The sequence below is a fragment of the Microbacterium sp. WCS2018Hpa-23 genome (genome assembly GCF_031843845.1).
GTDB lineage: Bacteria > Actinomycetota > Actinomycetes > Actinomycetales > Microbacteriaceae > Microbacterium.
Map to the genome: position 1 here is coordinate 284,443 of NZ_JAVTIZ010000006.1, position 21,764 is coordinate 306,206.

General features: G+C 66.9%; 23 protein-coding genes and 2 tRNA genes. 20 read left to right on the forward strand and 5 right to left on the reverse strand.

The features are described from left to right. Nucleotides 1-6 precede the first annotated feature (6 nt). The 6 genes from RQG77_RS12290 to RQG77_RS12315 all read left to right on the forward strand — a co-directional run bounded on the left by RQG77_RS12290 (nucleotide 7) and on the right by RQG77_RS12315 (nucleotide 3,813). Entirely contained in the window at nucleotides 7-1,008 is a 1,002-nt protein-coding gene (locus RQG77_RS12290) for a hypothetical protein (RefSeq protein ID WP_311244964.1), read from the forward strand. Beyond that, nucleotides 1,005-1,799, forward strand: coding sequence for an inositol monophosphatase family protein (locus tag RQG77_RS12295; protein WP_311244965.1), 795 nt, complete (start codon nucleotides 1,005-1,007; stop codon nucleotides 1,797-1,799). Before RQG77_RS12290 ends, RQG77_RS12295 begins: the two co-directional genes overlap by 4 nt. A gap of 212 nt (nucleotides 1,800-2,011) precedes the next feature. Continuing rightward, nucleotides 2,012-3,178, forward strand: coding sequence for a M23 family metallopeptidase (locus tag RQG77_RS12300; protein ID WP_311244966.1), 1,167 nt, complete (start codon nucleotides 2,012-2,014; stop codon nucleotides 3,176-3,178). A 69-nt stretch (nucleotides 3,179-3,247) separates the two neighbouring features. Beyond that, nucleotides 3,248-3,319 (forward strand) — tRNA-Thr (locus tag RQG77_RS12305). A gap of 34 nt (nucleotides 3,320-3,353) precedes the next feature. Continuing rightward, nucleotides 3,354-3,427: transfer RNA gene (locus RQG77_RS12310), tRNA-Met, on the forward strand. Nucleotides 3,428-3,630: 203 nt separating this feature from the next. After that, nucleotides 3,631-3,813: a hypothetical protein gene (locus RQG77_RS12315; protein ID WP_056375780.1), complete on the forward strand. Its 183-nt coding sequence runs from the start codon at nucleotides 3,631-3,633 to the stop codon at nucleotides 3,811-3,813. 65 nt (nucleotides 3,814-3,878) lie between these two features. Here the strand turns inward: RQG77_RS12315 and RQG77_RS12320 are convergent, their stop codons facing one another. Together RQG77_RS12320 and RQG77_RS12325 are read right to left on the reverse strand one after the other, a co-directional pair. Continuing rightward, complete coding sequence (locus RQG77_RS12320; protein ID WP_311244967.1) at nucleotides 3,879-5,555, reverse strand: MDR family MFS transporter; 1,677 nt, start codon at nucleotides 5,553-5,555, stop codon at nucleotides 3,879-3,881. Further along, a complete protein-coding gene (locus RQG77_RS12325; RefSeq protein ID WP_311244968.1) occupies nucleotides 5,556-6,167 on the reverse strand; it encodes a TetR/AcrR family transcriptional regulator in 612 nt (203 codons plus the stop codon). Between the two features lie 153 nt (nucleotides 6,168-6,320). Here RQG77_RS12325 and RQG77_RS12330 point away from each other — a divergent pair, with 153 nt between their 5' ends. From RQG77_RS12330 to RQG77_RS12345, 4 genes are all read left to right on the forward strand, one after another. Then, a complete protein-coding gene (locus RQG77_RS12330) occupies nucleotides 6,321-6,776 on the forward strand; it encodes an Asp23/Gls24 family envelope stress response protein (protein WP_311244969.1) in 456 nt (151 codons plus the stop codon). Between the two features lie 129 nt (nucleotides 6,777-6,905). Then, nucleotides 6,906-7,472 (forward strand): sigma-70 family RNA polymerase sigma factor, encoded by a 567-nt coding sequence (locus RQG77_RS12335; protein WP_311244970.1) that lies wholly within the window; start codon nucleotides 6,906-6,908, stop codon nucleotides 7,470-7,472. Beyond that, nucleotides 7,469-8,092 (forward strand): hypothetical protein, encoded by a 624-nt coding sequence (locus RQG77_RS12340; protein ID WP_311244971.1) that lies wholly within the window; start codon nucleotides 7,469-7,471, stop codon nucleotides 8,090-8,092. The genes RQG77_RS12335 and RQG77_RS12340 overlap by 4 nt, the downstream gene beginning before the upstream one ends. Continuing rightward, nucleotides 8,089-8,445, forward strand: a complete 357-nt coding sequence (locus RQG77_RS12345) for a hypothetical protein (RefSeq protein ID WP_311244972.1) — start codon at nucleotides 8,089-8,091, stop codon at nucleotides 8,443-8,445. The genes RQG77_RS12340 and RQG77_RS12345 overlap by 4 nt, the downstream gene beginning before the upstream one ends. 79 nt (nucleotides 8,446-8,524) lie before the next feature. On the opposite strand, the gene RQG77_RS12350 is transcribed toward RQG77_RS12345, so the two are convergent. Continuing rightward, complete coding sequence (locus tag RQG77_RS12350; protein WP_311244973.1) at nucleotides 8,525-9,370, reverse strand: SDR family oxidoreductase; 846 nt, start codon at nucleotides 9,368-9,370, stop codon at nucleotides 8,525-8,527. A 94-nt stretch (nucleotides 9,371-9,464) separates the two neighbouring features. Between RQG77_RS12350 and RQG77_RS12355 the strand changes: the two genes are divergently transcribed. The 8 genes from RQG77_RS12355 (at nucleotide 9,465) to glmM (ending at nucleotide 16,741) form a co-directional block, all read left to right on the forward strand. Continuing rightward, nucleotides 9,465-9,830 (forward strand): helix-turn-helix domain-containing protein, encoded by a 366-nt coding sequence (locus RQG77_RS12355; RefSeq protein ID WP_311244974.1) that lies wholly within the window; start codon nucleotides 9,465-9,467, stop codon nucleotides 9,828-9,830. A gap of 99 nt (nucleotides 9,831-9,929) precedes the next feature. Beyond that, complete coding sequence (locus tag RQG77_RS12360; protein ID WP_311244975.1) at nucleotides 9,930-11,471, forward strand: APC family permease; 1,542 nt, start codon at nucleotides 9,930-9,932, stop codon at nucleotides 11,469-11,471. 41 nt (nucleotides 11,472-11,512) lie between these two features. After that, nucleotides 11,513-12,361: a tRNA pseudouridine(38-40) synthase TruA gene (gene truA, locus RQG77_RS12365; RefSeq protein WP_311244976.1), complete on the forward strand. Its 849-nt coding sequence runs from the start codon at nucleotides 11,513-11,515 to the stop codon at nucleotides 12,359-12,361. Nucleotides 12,362-12,594: 233 nt separating this feature from the next. Further along, the gene (locus RQG77_RS12370) at nucleotides 12,595-13,488 is read left to right on the forward strand and encodes a hypothetical protein (protein WP_311244977.1); all 894 of its coding nucleotides are present in this window, start codon (nucleotides 12,595-12,597) and stop codon (nucleotides 13,486-13,488) included. Nucleotides 13,489-13,563: 75 nt separating this feature from the next. After that, nucleotides 13,564-14,232 (forward strand): endonuclease/exonuclease/phosphatase family protein, encoded by a 669-nt coding sequence (locus RQG77_RS12375; RefSeq protein WP_311244978.1) that lies wholly within the window; start codon nucleotides 13,564-13,566, stop codon nucleotides 14,230-14,232. Between the two features lie 176 nt (nucleotides 14,233-14,408). Then, nucleotides 14,409-14,855 carry a 50S ribosomal protein L13 gene (rplM, locus tag RQG77_RS12380; protein ID WP_210097189.1) on the forward strand — a complete coding sequence of 149 codons (447 nt, stop codon included), beginning with the start codon at nucleotides 14,409-14,411 and terminating at the stop codon, nucleotides 14,853-14,855. Between the two features lie 27 nt (nucleotides 14,856-14,882). Then, complete coding sequence (gene rpsI, locus RQG77_RS12385) at nucleotides 14,883-15,368, forward strand: 30S ribosomal protein S9 (protein ID WP_056412286.1); 486 nt, start codon at nucleotides 14,883-14,885, stop codon at nucleotides 15,366-15,368. A gap of 14 nt (nucleotides 15,369-15,382) precedes the next feature. Next, a complete protein-coding gene (gene glmM / locus RQG77_RS12390) occupies nucleotides 15,383-16,741 on the forward strand; it encodes a phosphoglucosamine mutase (protein ID WP_311244979.1) in 1,359 nt (452 codons plus the stop codon). A gap of 51 nt (nucleotides 16,742-16,792) precedes the next feature. Here the strand turns inward: glmM and RQG77_RS12395 are convergent, their stop codons facing one another. Continuing rightward, a complete protein-coding gene (locus tag RQG77_RS12395; RefSeq protein WP_311244980.1) occupies nucleotides 16,793-17,737 on the reverse strand; it encodes a Ppx/GppA family phosphatase in 945 nt (314 codons plus the stop codon). A 36-nt stretch (nucleotides 17,738-17,773) separates the two neighbouring features. Between RQG77_RS12395 and coaA the strand changes: the two genes are divergently transcribed. Together coaA and glmS are read left to right on the forward strand one after the other, a co-directional pair. Further along, a complete protein-coding gene (gene coaA / locus RQG77_RS12400; protein ID WP_056309253.1) occupies nucleotides 17,774-18,718 on the forward strand; it encodes a type I pantothenate kinase in 945 nt (314 codons plus the stop codon). Nucleotides 18,719-18,775: 57 nt separating this feature from the next. After that, a complete protein-coding gene (gene glmS / locus RQG77_RS12405) occupies nucleotides 18,776-20,623 on the forward strand; it encodes a glutamine--fructose-6-phosphate transaminase (isomerizing) (RefSeq protein WP_311244981.1) in 1,848 nt (615 codons plus the stop codon). Between the two features lie 95 nt (nucleotides 20,624-20,718). Here glmS and RQG77_RS12410 read toward each other — a convergent pair whose 3' ends face one another. Continuing rightward, nucleotides 20,719-21,549, reverse strand: a complete 831-nt coding sequence (locus RQG77_RS12410; RefSeq protein ID WP_311244982.1) for a DUF559 domain-containing protein — start codon at nucleotides 21,547-21,549, stop codon at nucleotides 20,719-20,721. Nucleotides 21,550-21,764 lie beyond the last annotated feature (215 nt).

Genomic DNA, 21,764 nt, shown 5'->3' on the forward strand with positions numbered 1-21,764 from the left:
AACGCAATGCCGCTCAACGAGAGGAACGCGATGTCGCAGCCGGAGATCGCCCCGCAGGCACCTGCGCTGGTCGAGAAGAAGAACATGTCCCTCCTCATCCGAGGGGCGATCTGGATCGCCATCGGCGCGCTCATCGCAGCTGCGCTGGTCTGCGTCGTGTGGGTGCTGATCGGGGATCAGGACGGTCTCATCGGTCGTGCCTTCCTCACGATCCTCCTGCTCGCCGCGTTCGCGGGGATCGCGATCCTCGAGGCAGGGCTCGCGCCCAACCGTCCCGACTGGCTCGCGCTGTCGAGCATGGTCACCTGGATCGTCGCTCTGCTGGTCGGAGCCGTCAAGATCTGGCTGCCGGAGGACGACCAGTACTTCACCGGTGCGGAGCGGTTCTTCCAGCTCCTCCTGGTCGTCGGAATCCTCCAGCTCGCGCTGCTGCACGTGCGCCTGTTCACCCCGGCGGCACAGCGCCACGTGACGACCTTCACTCGCATCATCTACTTCGCGACGATCGCCTTCCTCGCAGGGCTCGTCGGCATGCTGATCTTCTTCCTGACCTTCCCGCACACCTTCGAGTACGGCGAGCTGTACTGGCGCATCGTCGTCGCCCTCACCATCCTCGCAGCGGTCGGCACCACGCTGATCCCGCTGCTGAACGCACTGTTTGCGCCGCGCAAGCCCGTGGTTGCGGCGGCGACTCCGGGCTTCGCCGCCGCGCCGGCATGGCCGATGTACGCGGACGGGGTGACGCCTCTGCCCGTCCTGCCCGACGGATCGCCTGACTGGAACGCCTACTACACGGGGTATCCGTCGGTACAACCTCAGCTGCAGCAGCCTCAGCTGGCTCAGCAGCAGGCGGCGCTTCCGGTCGCACCGGCTCCTCAGTCGTTCCCGACAGCTCCGTACCCCGCCGCCCCCGAGCCGTACGCGCAGGGCCACGCGGTTCCGCCGGTGCCGCAGGCGCCTGACGCACCCGCTGCCTACCCGCCGGCTCCGCCGTACCCGCCGCAGTGAGCCTCGAACTCGAACTGACCGCCCTCGCCGCGAGCATCGCCGCCGAGGCCGGAGAACTCGCGCGTACGCGTCGGGCCGAGGGCGTGCACCTCGCAGCGACCAAGTCGAGCCTCGCCGACATCGTGACCGACGCCGATCGCGAGGTCGAGGCGCTGATCCGCGAACGGCTCCGGGTCGCCCGACCGGGTGACGGGTTCCTCGGCGAGGAGTCCGAAGCCGAGCGCGGGGAGACCGGCATCACCTGGGTCGTCGATCCGATCGACGGCACGGTGAACTACGCCTACGGCATACCCTCCTACGCGGTGAGCATCGCGGCGGTGCGGGGCAGTGCGGTCCCGGGGGAGTGGGAGGCGCTCGCCGCCGCCGTCTACGCACCGGCATCCGGAGAGATGTTCACGGCCGCGCGCGGTGAGGGATCATTCCTCGGAGACCTTCGGCTCGCCGTCACGACCGAGACGCCGGCGGGCGCACTGCTGGCGACCGGTTTCGGCTACGACCCGACCACGCACGACGGCGACCTCGCGACCGTGCGCAAGGTCATGACGATCGCCAGGGATCTTCGTCGCGCCGGATCCGCTGCCCTGGACCTGGCCTTCGTCGCGGCCGGTCGGCTCGACGGATACTTCGAGCGCGGTCTCAAGCCCTGGGATCACGCGGCAGGAGCGCTGTTGGTGGCTGAAGCGGGCGGTCGGGTCTCGCTGACCGATACGGCGACGCCGAGACCCATGCTCGTCGCCGGTGGAACCCAGGTCCACGACCGTGTCGTCGAGATCCTTCGAGATGAAACGTGACGAATTCATGGCATTCCCAGGTGGAGCAGGCTAGGGTTTATCCGATCGTTACTTTCATCGGCCCGAATCGATGAACGTTGTAAGCGCCCCCGAGCTTGACGTTTGACCCGAGAGATTTTGATTTGCCCTTCGAGAATTCACAGGCTGCCTCTGCGCCCACGCGCCGCTCCAGCCGTCCCCGCACTGCGGCCTTCGAGGCCTCTGCGGCAGGAGTGACGGAAGCCGTCTCCGAAGCCGCCCCCCTCGCCTCGGACGCCCCTGTTTCCCGTCGCGCCGCTCGTGAGCGGCTCAACACCGCCGAGGTCTTCCTCGCCGCGACCGCCGTCGCTGCCGCATCTGCGGGGGCTGACTCGACCGAGATCGCCGAGGCTGAGGCCGAGGCCCCCGAGATCGTCGTCGAGCCGCTCGCTGAAGCCGCTCAGGCAGAGCCCGTCGACTCCGAGCCGGTGGATGCCGCGCCGGTGGATGCCGATGACGAGGCATCCGTTTCGAATGGCGAGTCCGACGAAGACGCCTTCGAGTCCGCAGCCCGTGCGTTCCGCTCCGTGGCTCCCGAGGCCGCGCAGGCTTCCGCGAATGAGCGGCCCGAGGCTGCTGCAGCCGAAGAGGCGCCCGCTGAGCACGTCGCTCGTCGCCGCCCGCCGGTGCGCAAGTTCCTCGCCGTCGGTGCGACCGTCGGCGTGATGAGCCTCGCCGGGCTCCTCGCTGTGGGCATGACTCTTCCTGCCGAGGCTGTAGCTGCCGTGCAGGGTTCTCAGTCGCTCGGCGCCACGTCTCTCGTCGCCGCATCCGGTTCGTCGAAGGCGGGCGCAGCCGACGACGAGATCCAGGCGTTCGTCACATCCTCCGACGTGCAGAACGAATCGCTCGCGCGTGCGGACAGCTTCTCAACGGTGTCCCTGATCCAGGTGGCGTCGGAAGAGGGCATCAACTACTCCAACGAGGTCTTCACCAACGACACCGAGGCCGCGATCCAGTGGCCCTTCAAGGTCGGCGTGGGAATGAGCTCGGGCTACGGCATGCGCTGGGGCCGCCTGCACGAGGGCATCGACTTCGTGCCCGGCGAAGGCGCGCCCATTCAGGCGGTCGCCGACGGCGTCGTGCGCATCGCCACCGAGCAGGGTGGCGCCTACGGCGTCACCGTCTACATCGATCACGTGATCGACGGACAGGTCGTCACGAGCCACTACTCGCACATGCAGTACGGCTCGCTCCAGGTCAAGGCAGGGCAGACCGTGAAGGTCGGCGACATCGTCGGGCACACGGGCAACACCGGCCGTTCGTACGGTGCTCACCTGCATTTCGAGATCATCATCAACGGCAGCACCATCGATCCGCTGCCGTGGTTGCGTGAGAACGCGGGCCGGTACACGTACTGACCCACGTCGATTTCATGAGGATGCCACAGTGATGGTATTCTCGTGTGGTTGCCCCGCGAGGGGCAGCACGCCCCGATAGCTCAGTGGCAGAGCACTTCCATGGTAAGGAAGGGGTCGTCAGTTCAATCCTGACTCGGGGCTCACAGCGTTCGTATCTGCGATGCGGATGCGGTGTGGCAGGGTAGCTCAGCTGGTCAGAGCGCACGACTCATAATCGTGAGGTCGCGGGTTCAAGCCCCGCTCCTGCTACAGATGAAAACCCCCGGGATTCCCGGGGGTTTTTGCGTATCCGGGCTGAAGGCCGGAACGCCGCGGCCGGTTTCGCCGGACGCGGCTCGAGGTGGATGATGCTAACCCCAGTCGCGCGCTCGCGCCCTGTCAAGGGGATGCCGGTCGACTCGCGCTGCGGCGAAACTGATGGTCCTTTGCCGCAACGGACGATAGGAGCGACCATGTCAGACCCTCAGGCAGGCCCGGACGAAGGTGCCGAGATCGACGCGACCGGCGTGGATGCCGATTTCGTGACGAACGACCCTGATCCCGAGATCGATCCCGCGACCCCGGGTGAGGATCAGAAGGCTGACGGCGACAACGCGGATCACCCTGACGAGCTCGAGGTCGGCGACCTTCCCTGACTCTGCAGACGCCACGGGCCCGCTCCTCGTCGTGAGGAGCGGGTCCGTGGTCTGTGCGAGGAGCGTCAGCGAGCGATCGGGGGCGCGTCGCTGTCGACCTCGACGCGGCCCTCGCCATCCGATCCGGCGGTTGTCCGGACGACCGCACCGCGCTGTTCGGCCTCCAGGCGCTCGGCCTCCTCGCCGCTGATCGCCTCGCCGCGGGCGACGAGTCCGGCCTGATCCGATAGGGGGATCTGCTTGAGGAAGAGCGACAGCACCAGGGCGAGCACGATGAACGGCACGAGGTACCAGAACACCGGTGCGAGAGCATCCGCGTAGGCCGTCACGATGCCGTCTCGTACCTCATCCGGAAGCGCGTTCAGCGTGGCCGGATCGATGGTCGACGCCGCCTGGGATGCGTCGTCCGGTGATGCTCCGGCATCGGCGAAGACCCCGAGGAGGTTCTCGGTCAGCCGCGTGGTGAAGATCGTCCCGAAGACCGCGGTGCCGAGTGAGGCGCCCACCTCGCGGAAGTAGTTGTTCGTGCTGGTCGCGGTGCCGATCTCGCCGGCGGGGACCGCGTTCTGCACGACCAGGACGACGACCTGCATGATCAGACCGAGTCCTGCGCCGAACACGAAGAGGAACGTGCAGATGAGCCAGATCGGCGTCTCGGCCGACAGCGTGGTCATCGAGACCATCGCGATGCCGGTGAGGATCGTGCCTACGATCGGATAGATCTTGTACTTCCCGGTCTTCGAGATCGCGATGCCCGAGAAGATCGAGGTTCCGATCAGACCCACCATCATCGGGATCATCAGCAGCCCGGATGCCGCAGCCGACGTTCCGGACGACATCTGCAGGAACGTGGGCACGAAGCCGATGGCCGCGAACATGCCGATTCCGAGCACGAGGCCGATCGCGGTCGCGTTCACGAAGATCGGGTTGCGGAACAGGCTCAGCGGGATGATCGGGTCCTGCACCTTCGACTCGGTGATCACGAAGGCGGTGGCCGCCACGATGAGCCCCGCACCCCATGCCCAGGTCGCCAGCGAATCCCAGCCGAACTCCTTGTCGCCACCGAAGTCGGTGAAGAAGATCAGGCACGTGGTGGCGATCGAGAGGAAGATCACGCCGAAGATGTCGATCGGCTTCTGAGCCTTCTTGCTGGGCAGCTTCAGCGCCACGAGCGCGATGATGAACGCCGCGATACCGACCGGGATGTTGATGTAGAACGCCCACTGCCAGGTGAGGTGATCGACGAAGAAGCCTCCGAGGAGAGGGCCGGCCACGGCGGACAGGCCGAAGACGGCACCGAGCGGTCCCATGTACTTGCCGCGTTCGTTCGCGGGCACGATGTCGGCGATGATCGCCTGCGACAGGATCATCAGTCCGCCGCCTCCGAGACCCTGCAGGGCGCGGAAGGTGACGAACATCCAGAAGTCCGTGGCGAAAGCGCAGCCGACGGACGCGAGTGTGAACAGGGCGATCGCCACCAGGAACAGGTTGCGGCGGCCGAGCACGTCACCGAACTTGCCGTAGATGGGCATGACGATGGTGGTCGCCAGCAGGTAGGCGGTGGTGATCCAGACCTGATGGTCGACGCCGCCGAGCTGTCCGACGATGGTCGGCATGGCGGTCGAGACGATCGTCTGGTCGAGGCTCGAGAGCAGCATTCCTGCGATCAGGGCGCTGAAGATGATCCAGATGCGCCGCTTCGTGAGCAGGAAGGGCGCATCCTTGGTGACGGTGGCGGACATTCAGTCGGCTTTCTGTGTTGGTGCGTACACGGTGCGGGCGACCCCGAGCCGACGGCTCACGAGATCGCTGAAGGATTCGGTCGAGTGGTCGTGGAGCAGCTGGTCCATGCTCAGGCGGACCAGCGCGCCGACCGAGTGGACGAGAACCTCGGCGCGCAGCTCGGCGTCATCGCCGTCGCCCGTCCGCCTCACGATGAGCTCCATGTCGCGTCGCTCGTTCTTGGCGATCTGCTCGAACGCGGCCTTGATGAGTCGGGGCTCCTGCTCGATCACTGCGAAGAGTGCGGGGGCGTCGTCGAGTGGATTGAAGAGATCGAATCGGGCGATCGTCAGCGCGATGAAGTCGTCGAGCAGATCACCGGTACGCGCCGTGAAGTCCTCTTCGAGAACCTCCTGCCGGGGGTCGATCGCGGCGAAGCCGAAGACCGCGTTCTCCTTGCTCTCGAAGTAGTTGAAGAACGTCCGCCGCGATACGCCGACCTCCGCGCACAGTTCTTCGACCGTGAACCCGGCGAAGCCTCGCTCTGCGGTCAGGCGGCGGGCGGTGTCGGTCAGCGCGCGCGATGTCTCGCGCTTGCGCTGCTCTCGTAGTGAATCTGCACTCTCACTCATAGAGTGCAATATTGCACTCTCAACCTAAGAGTGCACTGTGAGGAATTCTCGGAGCACTTTGTGACGAATCGTTCGTAGCATCCGTCTTAGTGGTGTCGCGGCACTGCGACCCGCACCCTCGAGGAGGCGGACACTCGGATGAAGGAGCGCATCATGGCGAACGTGACGAACAGCACCCGGTCGAAGGTCCAGGTCGTGCCGACCGAGGCGGGCGCACCGTCGACAGGTCAGACCATCATCGAGAACGGTGTCGTCGCGAAGATCGCCGGCATCGCCGCTCGCGAGGTGCCCGGCGTGTATGCCCTCGGCGGGGGAGCGGCCCGCGCGGTCGGCGCCATCCGCGACGCGCTCAACTCGACCGACCTCTCGCAGGGCATCAGCGTCGAGGTCGGAGAGACCCAGGTCGCCGTCGACGTCACCATCGTCGCCGAGTACCCGGCCGCACTGCACAAGGTCGCTGACGACGTACGAGCGGCGATCTCGCTCGCCATGGCCGAATACGTCGGCAAGCAGGCCGTCGAGGTCAACGTGACGATCAACGATGTGCACATCCCGGCCGATGACGACGACGCCGACAGCGTCCAGTCCGACGAGACCCGAGTCCAGTAGTCCTCGCACGGACGAGGTGACCATGACCGAATCGGAACGTCGTGGCCTCGTCGTCGGGGGATCGTCGATCCCATCCGATGACGGGTCGGTTCCGAACCTCCCAATGGGACTGAACGAGGGAGTGGCCAAGTGGCTGGGGAACGATTCCGTACTGCTCTCGAGCAGGCTGACGATCGGATCGTCGCCGGACGCGCGATGGACGGCGACGTCGCCGCTTTCGCGGTGCTCGTCCGCAGGTACACGCCGATGATGCGCGCATATACGCAGCGGATGCTGAACGCCTCCGCCGACGTCGACGACATCGTGCAGGAGACGTTCGTGACCGCGTGGCAACGGTTCTCCGAGCTCGACGACCCTGCGAAGGTCAAGAGCTGGCTGATGCGGATCGTGAGCCGTAAGGCGGTGGACCGTATCCGCGCGCTCCGCCCGACGCTCGATGTCGATGACATGGAGCAGGCGGCCCCCTCGAAGGACTCGCCTGCGCGGGTCGTCGAGGCGCGGGAGGGCGTGGCGGCGCTGGGTGCTGCTCTGCAGGAGCTTCCCGCGGCGCAGCGCGAATGCTGGGTGCTCCGTGAGATGGGCGGTTACTCCTACGACGAGATCGCCGCGGAGCTGGGCGTCTCGGTCTCGACCGCCCGCGGCCTTCTCGCCAGAGCCCGAAAGTTCATGATCGTGCGGATGGAGGCGTGGCGATGACTGAAGAGCAGGAGACTCCCGACGTGCGTCAGCTCGGTCTCGAACCGAGTGATCTCGACGGACACACTCTCGAAGATCTGAGCGACTACCTCGAGGCGGGCCGGCTGCCGGCCGATCCCGACATCGAGGGCTCACCCGGATGCCAGCTCGCGCTCGATGCGCTCGAGCGTCTGCGCGGGTTGGGCGGGCAGCTGATGGAGGCGGATGCCGCGGCGATGCCGGAGGTCGACGACAGCTGGGTCGACCGCATCCTCAGCGGAATCGCTCTGGATGCCCGTGCCGGCCGCCGGATCCCGTTCGATGAGCCGGAAGCGGGTGTCGACTTCGGGATCACCGAGGGCGCCGTGCGTGGGCTGATCCGTTCCGCGGAGAACGCCGTGCCCGGCATCCTCGTCGGTCACTCGACCCTCGACGGCGACGTCACGACCGTGGGTGCGCCGATTCGGATCGCGATCGAGGTGAACGCGCTGTACGGCGCGTCGATCCCCGTGGCGGTCGAACGACTGCGCCAGGAGGTGGGCGAGCGCGTGCACAGGCACACCGATCTCGTTCTGACCGGAATCGACATCACGGTGCGTGACGTCCAGAGGCTCAGCGACGCGACGGAGGAGAAGTTATGACGACCACAGCGCGGCACGAGGAGCTCGCAGAGCGTGTGGAGGCAGCGGTGCTCGCCACCTCGGGCGTCCGCAGCCTCTACCGCGCCGGTTCGCTGATCTCGAATCTCGTCGGTACGAGCGCGGTGGCGCTCGGAATAAACCGCTCCGACGAACCTCTCGTCGCGGTGCGGATCTCCGGCGACGCCGCGCAGGTCGAAGCGTCGCTCGGGATCGAATACTCGGCGGGCGCCGTCGACACGCTCCGCGAGGTGCGTGCGGTGGTCGAGCGGACCCTCACCGCTGACGGCCTGGCGCTCGCCGACATCGTGCTCACGATCGCGTATGTCCATCCTCGGGAGGCATCGTCGGACTGAGTCCGCGTGAGCACGAGAGGCGCCGATCTTGGGTGAAGATCGGCGCCTCTGGCGTCCGTGGGCGTGCCGCCCGTGCGCGTCAGGCGATGGCGCGCAGACCGTCGATGAGCGGTGTGGTCGGCCGGCCGATAAGACGGGCGAGAGTGCCGTCGGTGTCGGCGAGTGCGCCGGAGCGGATGCCGGAGTCCAAGGCGACCACGAAGCCGGCCGTGCCCTCGTCGAGACCCGCTGCCAGGAGGCCGGCGCGCTGGTCGTCCGCAGTCAGCGGCTGATAGGTCACTTCGCGTCCGGAGATCTCCGCGATCGCCGCGGCGAGGTCGTCGTAGTTCCAGGCGACGTCGCCGCCGAGCTCGTACACCTGGCCGATGTGGCCGTCCTCGAGCAGGACGGCTGCCGCAGCATCCGCGAAGTCCTTGCGGCTCGCGGAGGCGACTCGCCCGTCGCCGACGCCCGCGGCGAGGACGCCCGTCTCAGCGGCGCGGGCCAGGTCTGCGGCGTAGTTCTCGGTGTACCAGTTGTTGCGCAGGATCACGGAGGGAAGCCCCGAGGCCTGGATGAGATCCTCGGTCGCCTTGTGCTCGGGTGCGAGGACGAGGTCGCTCGTCGTCGCCTTCGGAGCGCTGGTGTAGACGAACTTCGTGACCCCGGCATCCTTGGCGGCGTCGATGACGGCCTCGTGCTGCGCGACGCGCTGTCCGACCTCGGAGCCCGAGATCAGCAGGACGGAGTCGACGCCGTCGAGAGCTGCCGCGATCGAGGACGGGTCCGTGTAGTCGAGGCGGGCTGCTCGCACGCCGAGGTTCTCGGCCCTGGTGACGTCGCGGGCACCGGCGATGATCGACTGCGGGTCCGCACCGCGCTCGAGAAGGCTGGCGATGACGAGGCGTCCGAGGTTGCCGGTGGCGCCGGTGACGAGGATGGTCATGGGGTGTCCTTTCGTAGGTGACATGACCCACAACCGCGCAGTGTCGCTCGAACATTCCAGAGGGCAGGTACCCACTTTGAAGTAAGGTACATACATGACGGTAAGTTATGCGCAGATCCGGGAGTCCACACCGCAGATCTTCGAGCCCGGCTGCAGCACTCGCGTGATCCTCGACCATGTCATGAGCAAGTGGGGTGTGCTCGTGCTCTCCTCGCTGTCCGACGGGACCCGCCGCTGGGGTGAGCTGCGGCGCGAGGTCGGCGGCATCAGCGAGAAGATGCTCGCCTCGACACTCCGGACTCTGACCGACGACGGGCTCGTGCACCGCGAATCCTTCCCGACGGTTCCGCCGCACGTCGAGTACAGCCTCACCCCGCTCGGCCGCGATCTCATGGAGCGCATGCTGCCGCTCGTCGAGTGGGTCGCCGATCACGCGGACGGCATGATCGACCGAGAGTAGGTCGACGGAATCCGTCGCACGAACCTGTACCTAGCCACGAATTCCGTCGGTGAAAGAAAAGGATTGACGCGATAACCGCAGTACCCCTATGTTCTGAACATGTCAGCTACGACGCCGATCCATCTCGAACGCCCCGCCGGCAAGGGGCTCGCAAGCGGTTCGCTGGGGCTGTGGGGTTCCACCGTCATCGGGCTCGCGTCCACCGCACCGGTGTACTCGCTCGTCGCCACACTCGGGTTCGTGGTCCTGGCTGTCGGCGCGCAGGCGCCGATCGCCTTCATCATCGCGTTCGTGCCGATGCTGCTCATCGCCTTCGCCTACCGCGAGCTCAACAACGCCGTGCCCGACTGCGGAACCACGTTCACCTGGGGAACCAAGGCCTTCGGACCGTGGGTGGGGTGGATGGGCGGCTGGGGCGTGGCCGTCGCCGGCATGGTCGTGCTCGCCAACCTCGCCCAGATCGCCTCGGTCTACTTCTGGTCGCTGATCGGGTTCGAGCTGGAGAACAACGACTGGCGGATCATTCTCGTCGCGGTGCTCTTCATCGCCTCCATGACGTGGGTGAGCTGGCGCGGGGTCGAGATCGGCGAGCGCATCCAGAACATCCTGCTGGGCATCCAGTACCTCGCCCTCGCGATCTTCGTCGTCGCGGCACTCTGGCAGTTCTTCGCCGGCACGGCGCCGAACCCGACTCTCTTCGACATGGAATGGCTCAACCCGTTCGGCTTCACCTCATGGTCGGGCTTCACCGAGTCGATCCTGCTCGCCCTCTTCATCTACTGGGGCTGGGACACCTGCCTCGCCCTGAACGAGGAGACGAAGGACCCGAAGAAGATCCCGGGTCGCGCGGCTCTCCTGACCACCGTCATACTGCTGTTCACCTACGTCGGCGTCACGATCGCCGCCATGATGTATGCGGGCCTGGGCGACACGGGCACCGGGCTCGGCAACGAGGCCAACGCCGATGACTTCTTCCTCGCCATCAAAGACGGCCTGCTCGGCCCCTTCGGCTGGGTGCTGGTGGTCGCCGTGATCATCTCGGCGATCTCCTCGACGCAGACGACGATCCTCCCGACGGCGCGTGGCACCCTCGCGATGGGCGTCTACCGCGCGCTGCCCGCCAAGTTCAAGGACGTGCACCCGACCTACAAGACGCCGTCGTTCTCGACGATCGTGATGGGCGTCGTCGCCTCGGCGTACTACGTCGGCATGACCCTGATCAGCGACAACATCCTGCAGGACTCGATCCTGTCGCTGGGCCTCGCGATCGCCTTCTACTACGCGATCACCGGTTTCGCCTGCGTCTGGTACTTCCGCAAGGACCTCACGACCTCGGCTCGTGACTTCTTCTTCAAGGGCCTCTTCCCGCTGCTCGGCGGCCTCATGCTGACGGGTGCGTTCGTGCAGTCGGCGATCGACATGTGGGACGTCGACTACGGCTACACCGTGCTGTTCGGCATCGGCGGCACCTTCGTGATCGGCATCGGCTCGCTCGCCTTCGGTCTGGTGCTCATGTTCCTCTGGTACCTCTTCCCGCGGTCGAAGAGGTTCTTCCGGGGCGAGAGCCTCAACCGTGACACCCAGGTCATGGTGCCCGACGAGCCTGGCGACATCATCCGCTCGATCGACGGCGGCATCTGATCGCTTGCGGGCGGCGCGCCGGCACGCCCTAGGCTTTATCCGTGCGCATCCGGCTCGACATCGCCTACGACGGCACCCACTTCCGCGGGTGGGCCAAGCAGCCGACCCTGCGCACGGTGCAGGGGACTCTCGAAGCGGCGCTCGCTCGCATCGTCGGCTCCGACGTGCAGTTCGTGGTCGCCGGGCGCACGGATGCGGGTGTTCATGCCCAGGGGCAGGTCGCGCACGTCGACCTCGACGACGAGCAGTGGGCGCGCATCGAATCGCGACAGGGCCGCACTCCGCAGGATCCTGCGGCGTCGATCGCCCGGCGCATGCGCGGAGTCCTGGGTGCATACCCCGATGCCACCGTGACGCGCAGCTCGATCGCGCCGGAGGGGTTCGATGCCCGCTTCTCGGCGGTCTGGCGCCGCTACCGCTACCGACTCGCGGACGATGCCTCGGGGTTCGACCCGCTCCGTCGGCATGACACCACCTCGCATCGGGGCGCGCTCGACGGCGACGCGATGGATGCCGCGGCGCGCACGCTGATCGGACTCCACGACTTCGCGGCCTACTGCAAGCCGCGCGAAGAGGCCACGACCATCCGGACGCTGTTGGACTACCGCTGGGCCCGGGATGCCGAGGGCGTGCTCGTCGCCGAGGTCAAGGCCGACGCCTTCTGTCACAGCATGGTGCGTGCTCTCGTCGGCGCGTGCGTGGCGGTGGGTGAGGGTCGACTCGACGTCGGCGATGTGGCCGTGCTGCGCGACGAACTCACGAGGACCAGCGAATTCAAGGTGCTGGCGGCCAGAGGACTGACGCTCGCCGAGGTCGGATACCCCGCCGACGACCTGCTCTCGGCCAGGGCCGAGCAGACGCGCGCTCGGCGCGACAGCACGACCGCATAAGACGACGTCGGTCGCGTCGGCGACGAGACGAGCAAGTTCGCCCGGGAGCGCCGACGGCGCCGATGACCGATTCGTGGCCGCCTTCCCCCGAAGGCGGCCACGATGCGGGAGCCGCCGCGACGGGCCCCAGTCCATCCGCGGCGGTGACGACTCGTGCAGCCCGAGGGGTGTGGTGCTGCTGAACCGTATGCTGATATTACGGACGGCGTATTCACACTGCGGCGGGGGGAACTGTGACGGAGCGGATCGACGATCAGGGCAGCGCGTTCGCCGCTGCGCTCCGCGCGGCGATCTCGGAACGGGGCATCACCCTCGCGCGCCTGCGCAGTCAGCTGATCGACGACGGGAACCCGGTCTCGATGGCGACGCTGAGCTACTGGCGTTCCGGCGACCGGCAGCCCGAAGGAGCGCAGTCGCTCAGCGTCGTCGACGGCATCGAGGACCGCCTCGGTCTGAATCGCGGACATCTGGGCGGACTGCTGCGCGCGTCCGCTCGTCTGGGGCCGGTGCCACCGCCCCGGCTGCCGTTCGACGAGGAGCGGGAGCAGCGTGAGACCGAGGAGACTCTGAAGGAGCTGCACGCCGCACCTCAGGACGCTCTTCGCGACCTGTCCACCCACATCACGGCGTTCGTGGGTGCCTCCGGGTCCCTCGAGAAGATCATCATGCGGTGCCTCGTGCAGTCGACGAAGGGCACGATCTCGGAGGTGCCGCTGATCGATGTCGCTCCGAGGGAGACCGACGTGATGTCGGTGATCTCGAATGTCGTGGGCGGACGCGTCGACCGCGAATACCTGCACCCCGGACGCCTGCTCTCCGGGGTGGTGATCGCGCTCGACGAGCCGATCGAGACCGGGGCGACGACCCTGTTCGAGTTCACCGAGACCTTTCCCGCCGGCTACCCGGCGCGGCAGTCGGCCTGGCACGGTACGTCGAGGCAATCGCGCGAGAGCCTGATCTGGGTGCGCTTCCACCCGGATGCGGTGCCGAGCTGGTGCGAGGAGTACATCGAGACGGATGCCGAGTACGTGTCGTCGATCCGTTCGGTGCGCGGCGGCTCCGTCCATCTCGTGCGGCACGGATTCGGGCCCGGTGTGCTCGGGATCCGCTGGGGGTACGACGAGTGACCGGCAGTCGACATTCCTGCGAAGGATCGGCCATTGCCACCGGAATCCAAGACTGACGCACTAGCGTGAAGAGCGATGAAGGTCATCTCCTACAACCTGCAGAAGCACAGAGCCGCGAGTGAACTCGTGGCTCTCGTCTCGGAGCACGATCCCGACATCCTGTGTCTGCAGGAATGCGACGTGGCCGACCTTCCGGAGTCCATCGGCGACCTCGCACTCGCGGATGCGACGCAGGGGAACCGACTCGGACTCGCGATGTTCTATCGTGCGAGCGAGTTCCACCTCCAGGGCATCCGGACGATCGAGCTGAAGAAGTCGCTGCACGATCGCATCGCGAAGCCCGCGCACGAGCGCGTGCTCGGCGCGCGGCTCCGCGACATCGACGCGGGCCGGGACTTCATCGCGGCGTCGTTCCATGCGGCACCACTCACCGCGCTGAACTCGCTCAGGCGCCATCAGATCCGCGCAGCTCTCACCGAGCTCGCGACCCTCGGCGAGGGGCTTCCGCAGCTGATGGTCGGCGACTACAACTATCCGGTGTTCAAAGAGAACCTCGGCAAGACGGTGCGCGAGCACGGCTACGCGCTCACGATGAGCGACGACCACACCTACACGCGCTACCGGGTGTTCCGCGGTCATTACGACTTCGCGACGTCGGTCGGCTTCGAGATCCAACGCGTCACCACGCTGCCCCAGGGGCTGAGCGACCACCGCCCGATCCTCGTGACCACACGGTTCGACTGACGGCGGGCGCTCGGATTGGGAATCCCGCTCCGAATGACGTAAGCTGTCACTTTGGTACTCGACTGCCGAGTGCCGCGAACGTGAGCCCTCCACTGGCGTGTTCCTCCCTCTAGGGAAGAACCACCCCGGAGTGGGATTCACGAACTTCTCCGTTCGAACAAGAAAGCAGCACTATCGTGACGCGCACTTACACTCCGAAGGCCGGCGAGGTCCAGCGTGACTGGGTCGTCATCGACGCCACTGACGTCGTTCTCGGCCGCCTGGCTTCGCACGCCGCTACGCTCCTGCGTGGCAAGCACAAGCCCACCTTCGCCAACCACATCGACTCGGGTGACTTCGTCATCATCGTGAACGCCGACAAGGTCGCGCTCACCGGTCAGAAGCTCCAGAAGAAGCTGGCTTACCGCCACTCGGGTTACCCGGGCGGCCTCAAGTCGGTCACCTACGCCGAGCTCATGGAGAAGAACCCGGTCCGCGCTGTGGAGAAGGCCATCCGCGGCATGCTCCCCAAGAACAGCATCGGCCGTCAGCAGCTGTCGAAGCTCAAGGTCTACGTCGGCGCCGAGCACCCGCACGCCGCTCAGCAGCCGAAGACGTACACCCTCGACCAGGTCGCCCAGTAAGCGCCGTAAAGACTTAAGGACATACTCGTGGCTGACATCCAGGACACCACCGAAACCCCCCAGAACTTCTCGACGTCGACTCCCGAGACCGACGCAGTCGAGGCGGCTCCCCGCCCCGTGCTGAGCGTCCCGGGCGCCGCTGTCGGCCGTCGCAAGCAGGCAATCGCCCGCGTGCGTCTCGTCCCCGGCTCGGGAACGATCACGGTCAACGGCCGCACGCTCGAGGACTACTTCCCGAACAAGCTGCACCAGCAGCTGATCAACGACCCGTTCACGATCCTCAACCTCGCCGGTGGCTACGACGTCATCGCGCGCATCTCCGGTGGTGGCCCCTCGGGCCAGGCCGGTGCACTGCGCCTCGGCATCGCTCGCTCCCTCAACGGGATCGACGAGGAGAACAACCGTCCCACCCTGAAGAAGGCCGGCTTCCTGTCGCGCGACGCGCGCGTCAAGGAGCGCAAGAAGGCTGGACTCAAGAAGGCCCGTAAGGCGCCTCAGTACTCGAAGCGTTAAGGTCCACCGCTCCGATGCCGATCTTTGGCACGGACGGCGTGCGAGGGCTTGCCAATGGCATCCTCACCGCCGACCTCGCGCTCACCCTGGCCCAGGCGACTGCTGTCGTCCTGGGCCAGGGCCGTACTGCGGAAGCTCGCAAAGCCGAAGGCAAGCGACTCACCGCAGTCGTGGCTCGCGACCCCCGGGTCTCGGGCCACTTCCTCACCGCTGCCGTCGCAGCAGGGCTCGCGTCCTCCGGCGTCGATGTGCTCGAAGCAGGAGTCATCCCGACGCCGGCGCTCGCATTCCTCGTCGCCGACCGCGACGCTGACTTCGGCGTGATGATCTCGGCGTCGCACAACGCGGCGCCCGACAACGGCATCAAGATCTTCGCCCGTGGCGGAGTGAAGCTCCCCGACATCGTCGAGCAGCGCATCGAAGAGGCGATGGCGGGCGAGAAGCTTCGCCCGACCGGCGCCGGAGTCGGCCGGATCGATCGGTTCTCCGACGCGGAGGACCGCTATGTCGTGCACCTCCTCGGCTCGCTACCGAACCGACTCAACGGAATCAAGGTCGTCCTCGACTGCGCGCACGGCGCCGCCTCCGGTGTGTCTCCCGAGACCTTCCGCGATGCGGGAGCCGATGTCACCGTGATCGGCGCCGACCCCGACGGCTGGAACATCAACGACGGCGTCGGTTCCACGCACCTCGACCAGCTCGCAGAAGCGGTCGTCAGGCTCGGTGCAGACATCGGCATCGCGCACGACGGCGATGCTGACCGCTGCCTGGCCGTCGACGCGCAGGGCAACGTCATCGACGGCGATCAGATCATGGCAATCCTCGCGGTGTCGATGAAGCAGCGCGGTCACTTGACCGACGACACCCTGGTCGCCACTGTGATGAGCAACCTCGGTCTGCACGTCGCGATGCGAGAGCAGGGCATTACGGTCCGTCAGACCTCGGTCGGCGACCGCTATGTCCTCGAGGACATGAACGCGGGCGGTTACGCCCTCGGCGGTGAGCAGTCGGGCCACGTGATCATGAGCGAGTACGCCACCACCGGTGACGGTCTGCTGACAGGACTCCACCTGGTCGCCGAGATGGCGCGGCAGAACAAGTCGATAGCCGAGCTCGCAAGCGTCATGAAGGTCTACCCGCAGATCCTCATCAACGTCCGTGATGTCGACAAGGACGCCGTCGACTCCGACGAGGTCGTGCAGGCGGCGGTCCGCGAGGTCGTCGCTGAGCTGGGTGAGACCGGGCGGGTGCTGCTGCGCAAGTCCGGCACCGAGCCGCTCGTCCGCGTCATGGTCGAGGCGGCGGACGCCGATTCGGCCAAGGCCTACGCCGATCGTCTGGTCGACGTCGTGCGGGAGCGCCTCTCCCTCTGAAGCGCCTCTCGCTCTGAACTGTCGAGCGCGCCGCGTGGCACCGTCGATCGGTCAGCCGCGCGGCGCGTTCCAGTTCAGCTGCTCGATGTAGCGCAGCAGCACGCCTTCACGTAGAGCCCAGGGCGAGACCTCGAGCTCGTCGACGTCCAGCGCGGTCATCGCCGCGTGCAGCGAGACCGCTGCGGCGACGATCTGGAACGTGCGGTCTGCGGTGATGCCGGGAAGCTCCTGCCGCGCGGATGCGGGAAGGCGGGCGAGCCGCGGGATCCACGATCCCAGAGAGGCGCGAGGCAGGACCATCCGCTGGATTCCCGACCAGCCGGGAACCGGGTAGCCGGCGAGTCTCGCCAGCGAGCGGATCGCCTTGGAAGAGCCCACGACGTGGTCAGGGCGGGGGAGGATCGTAAACCGGGGGACTATCTCGGCGAGCGTCGCGGTCGCGTGGTCGTGGAGGCGCTCGACATCCTCCTCGCCGGGAGGGTCGTGCGGGAGGAACTGCACGGTCATCCGCCCGGCGCCCAGCGGGACGGATGCCGCAGCATCCGGCATCTCATCGCCTCCGGCGGCGACCTCGAGCGAACCACCACCGATGTCGAGGAGCAGCAGCTGACCGGCCGACCAGCCGAACCACCGGCGGACCGCGAGGAACGTCAGCTCGGCCTCGGTCTCACCGTCGAGAACCTGCAGCGGCTGCCCGAGGGCCGCCTCGATCCGCGCGATCACCTCGGCTCCGTTGCGGGCGTCGCGCACCGCACTCGTGGCGGTGGCGAGCAGCTCGTCGACCCGCTCGGCCTCGGCGACGCGCCGTGCCTGCACGACAGCGGACTCGAGCGCGACCACGCCCTCTTCGGAGATGGCGCCGTCGTCGGTGAGGTATCTCATCAGACGCAGAACGGTGCGGTCGCTGGTCTTCGCCAGGGGCCTGCCGCCGGGGCGGACGTCGGCGGCGAGCATATGGACGGTGTTGGAACCGATGTCGAGGACTCCGAGGCGCACGGATAGAGACTACTCGCGCGCCGTTACGATGTATGCGTGACCACCGCCGACCCCACGCTGCCGCTGTCTCCGTATCGAGAGATCGGTCGTGACGAATGGGCACGATTGGCGGCGGGCCTCGACCAGCCGCTGACCGAGACCGAGGTCGTGGAGCTCCGTGGCATCGGAGACCGGCTCGACCTCACCGAGGTCCGGGAGGTCTATCTGCCGTTGAGCCGCTTGCTCAGCCTCTACGCGACGGCGACGAAGCGTCTGGGCGCCGCGACGAGCTCCTTCCTCCAGGAAGACGACTCGACGACGCCGTTCGTGGTCGGCGTCGCCGGCTCCGTCGCGGTGGGAAAGTCGACGATCGCCCGTCTGCTGCGCGAGCTGATGAGCCGGTGGCCGGGCACACCGCGCGTCGAGCTCGTGACGACCGACGGCTTCCTCTATCCGAACGCCGAGCTCGAGCGCAGGGGACTCATGGAGCGCAAGGGCTTCCCCGAGTCGTACGACCGCCGCGCCCTGCTCGAGTTCCTCACCGAGGTCAAGAGCGGGGCGGCCGAGGTGCGGGCCCCCTTCTACTCGCACATGCGTTACGACATCGTCCGCGACGCGCATGTCGTCGTCCGCCGCCCGGATGTCGTGATCGTCGAGGGCTTGAACGTGCTGCAGCCGCCGCCCGCCCCCAACGACGTCGCCGTCAGTGACCTCTTCGACTTCTCGATCTTCGTCGACGCCGACACCTCGCACATCGAGAAGTGGTACGTCGATCGCTTCCTCGCGCTGCGGCAGGGAGCGTTCTCGAATCCCTCGTCCTACTTCAACGTGTTCGCACACCTCACCGATGACGAGGCGATCACCACCGCCCTCGGCTACTGGAACGAGATCAACATGCCGAACCTGGTCGAGAACGTCATGCCGACCAAGCACCGGGCACGACTGGTGCTCAACAAGGGCGTCGATCACAGCGTCGAGAGCGTGCTGCTGCGCAAGCTCTGACCGGGCGCGGAGTATTCGTTCGGAACCTTCGCAAAAACCCCGCCTTACTCTTGACACATGTGTGGAATCGTCGGATACGTGGGCCCGCGGCCCAGCCAGGACATCCTGCTCGCAGGCCTCGCCCGTCTCGAGTACCGCGGCTATGACTCCGCGGGTGTCGCCGTCATCGACGGCCAGGGCTCGCTCGGCATGCGCAAGAAGGCGGGCAAGCTCGCCATGCTGCGCGACTCGCTGAAGGATGCCGCTCTGCCCGACGGCAACACGGGCATCGGGCACACGCGGTGGGCCACCCACGGCGGCCCCACCGACGAGAACGCGCACCCGCACCTCGCGGATGACGATCGCCTCGCGCTGATCCACAACGGCATCATCGAGAACTTCGCTGCGCTGCGCGACGAGCTGCTCGCCGACGGCTTCAGCTTCCGTAGCGAGACCGACACCGAGGTCGCCGCCGCGCTCCTCGGTCGTGAGTACCGCAACAACGGCGGCGACCTGCAGGGCGCTTTCCGCGCGGTGGTCAACCGCCTCGAGGGTGCGTTCACCCTTCTCGCGATGCACCAGGATCACCCGGGGCTCGTCGTCGGAGCCCGCCGCAACTCGCCACTGGTCATCGGCCTCGGCGAGGGAGAGAACTTCCTCGGGTCCGACGTCGCCGCGTTCATCGAGCACACCCGCAAGGCGCTCGCCATCGGCCAGGATCAGATCGTCTCGATCACCCCTGACGCGGTCACCGTCACCGACTTCGCAGGCACGCCGGTCGAGGCCGAGCCTTTCGACGTCTCGTGGGACGCCGCGGCCGCCGAGAAGGGCGGATGGTCGAGCTTCATGGCCAAGGAGGTCTCCGAGCAGCCTGAGGCCGTCGCCAACACGATCCGCGGTCGCATCCAGGGCGACCAGGTCGTCATCCCCGAGCTCGAGGGTCTCGACGAGCTGTTCCTCGGCATCAACCGCATCATCATCACCGCGTGCGGCACCGCCGCATACTCCGCGCTCGTCGGCAAGTACGCGATCGAGCAGTGGGCCCGCATTCCCGTCGATGTCGAGCTGGCGCACGAGTTCCGCTACCGCGACCCGGTGATCGGAGACGACACCCTCGTGGTCTCGATCAGCCAGTCGGGCGAGACCATGGACACCCTGATGGCCGTGAAGTACGCGAGCGAGCGCGGTGCGCGCACGCTCTCGATCTGCAACACACAGGGGGCTACGATCCCGCGCGAGTCCGATGCCGTCGTCTATACGCACGCCGGTCCCGAGGTCGCGGTCGCCTCGACCAAGGCGTTCTCGGCGCAGATCACTGCTCTGCTTCTGCTCGGCCTTCACATGGGTCGCGTCCGCGGGGCCATCGAGGATGCATCCGTCGACGTCGCCGAGCTCACTGCCCTCCCCGAGAAGATCGCGAAGGTGCTCTCGAGCGAACAGGAGCACGTCACTCAGCTCGCCGGCTGGATGGCTGACACCCGCTCGGTGCTGTTCCTCGGCCGTCACGTGGGCTTCCCGATCGCGCTCGAGGGCGCGCTCAAGCTCAAGGAGATCTCGTACATCCACGCCGAGGGCTTCGCCGCGGGCGAGCTCAAGCACGGTCCGATCGCGCTGATCGAGCCTGGGCAGCCCGTCTTCGTGCTCGTGCCCTCGCCGCGTCATTCGGCTGTGGTGCACTCGAAGGTCGTCTCCAACATCCAGGAGATCCGCGCGCGCGGTGCTCGTGTGATCGTGGTCGCCGAAGAGGGCGACGCGGCGGTCCTGCCGTTCGCCGACGAGGTCATCCGGATCCCACTCGCCGGTGCGATGTTCGAGCCGCTTCTCGCTGTGGTGCCGCTGCAGATCTTCGCGATGGCGCTCGCCACGGCGAAGGGCCTCGACGTCGACCAGCCCCGCAACCTCGCGAAGTCCGTCACCGTCGAGTAATCCTTATTCGCGGGCCGTTTGGCCGATGGAATCCCGCTTGGCTGAACAACAGTGCGCTTTGGGTCAGCCATCCGGGACTCCGTCAGCCATCCGGCTCAGGATTGGGAGCGAGCCAGAGCCCCCAGGATCGCGGCGATCACGACATCCCACTCGTGGACGATCATGGCGTAGTCGAATCGGAGCGTCTCGAATCCCAGACGGGATGCCGCGGCATCCCGAATCAGGTCCCGATGGCGTTCGGAACGGCCGGCGTGGTTGCCCTTGCCATCTGCTTCGAGGATGACGTGTCTCTCCAGGACGAAGTCCACGCGACCGACACCGTCGATCGATACCTGAGTCTCTACTCGGATACCGAGCAGGTGCAGCCGTAACCGGACGATGGACTCCAGCCCGCTGTCTGCGTCGTGGCGTGCGAAGTCGACAAGCCAACGAGCGCGTACTGGAAGTGCAGCGCGGATGCGGCGCCGCACGCCCGCTCCGATCAGGCCCAGCGCCCACGCCGATTCATACGCCGCGAAGAAGAACTCCTCGCCGTGGCATCCGAACGACTGCACCAGCGCCTGTTCGGTCGGGGCCAGTCCCAGACGCATCGATCCTGCACGGTAGTGCTCTATGCACTCGCAGTCGGCATGAGCATGCGTTCGTCCGGCTAGGCCGAGCCAGACATGGGGATGCTCTTCGTCGTCGAGAACCCAGACGCCGTGGGCGCGGAGGGCACCGGCACAAGAGAGCGCGCCCCCATGCAGCGCAGCGGTGCGCACACTCCACGCGCACGACGGGGACGCGAACACTCCGGCGCGCACACGGACCAGCTCGCCTCGACGCACCGCGTTCGACAGGTCCTTGCGCGTGCATCCGAATCGCGCGAGCCGCGACCCGCGGGCGATTCCACCCTGCAGTTCGACGAGCATCAGAGGTGTGGGCATCCGCCGATCCTCGTACATCCGTCGACGCCCGGTCGTGGAGCATCCCGCGTTCTGGGGATCATTCGCTCCGTCATGATGCATGGGGAGGAACGGTGGGACTGGCCGAATGGCTGGCGTTTCCCCGCTTGGCTGCCATATGTCGTGGACGGTCTCCCGCCATACGGGGAAACGCCAGCCATCCGGGTAGGGGTCGGAGCGGATGCCGTGGGCCATGG

Coding starts and splice junctions, on each gene's coding strand:
- RQG77_RS12290 (WP_311244964.1), top strand. CDS start 7: ATGCCGCTCAACGAGAGGAACGCGATGTCGCAGCCGGAGATCGCCCCG.
- RQG77_RS12315 (WP_056375780.1), top strand. CDS start 3,631: ATGTCAGACCCTCAGGCAGGCCCGGACGAAGGTGCCGAGATCGACGCG.
- RQG77_RS12320 (WP_311244967.1), bottom strand. CDS start 5,555: ATGTCCGCCACCGTCACCAAGGATGCGCCCTTCCTGCTCACGAAGCGG.
- RQG77_RS12325 (WP_311244968.1), bottom strand. CDS start 6,167: ATGAGTGAGAGTGCAGATTCACTACGAGAGCAGCGCAAGCGCGAGACA.
- RQG77_RS12330 (WP_311244969.1), top strand. CDS start 6,321: ATGGCGAACGTGACGAACAGCACCCGGTCGAAGGTCCAGGTCGTGCCG.
- RQG77_RS12340 (WP_311244971.1), top strand. CDS start 7,469: ATGACTGAAGAGCAGGAGACTCCCGACGTGCGTCAGCTCGGTCTCGAA.
- RQG77_RS12345 (WP_311244972.1), top strand. CDS start 8,089: ATGACGACCACAGCGCGGCACGAGGAGCTCGCAGAGCGTGTGGAGGCA.
- RQG77_RS12350 (WP_311244973.1), bottom strand. CDS start 9,370: ATGACCATCCTCGTCACCGGCGCCACCGGCAACCTCGGACGCCTCGTC.
- RQG77_RS12355 (WP_311244974.1), top strand. CDS start 9,465: ATGACGGTAAGTTATGCGCAGATCCGGGAGTCCACACCGCAGATCTTC.
- RQG77_RS12360 (WP_311244975.1), top strand. CDS start 9,930: ATGTCAGCTACGACGCCGATCCATCTCGAACGCCCCGCCGGCAAGGGG.
- RQG77_RS12375 (WP_311244978.1), top strand. CDS start 13,564: ATGAAGGTCATCTCCTACAACCTGCAGAAGCACAGAGCCGCGAGTGAA.
- glmM (WP_311244979.1), top strand. CDS start 15,383: ATGCCGATCTTTGGCACGGACGGCGTGCGAGGGCTTGCCAATGGCATC.
- glmS (WP_311244981.1), top strand. CDS start 18,776: ATGTGTGGAATCGTCGGATACGTGGGCCCGCGGCCCAGCCAGGACATC.
- RQG77_RS12410 (WP_311244982.1), bottom strand. CDS start 21,549: ATGCCCACACCTCTGATGCTCGTCGAACTGCAGGGTGGAATCGCCCGC.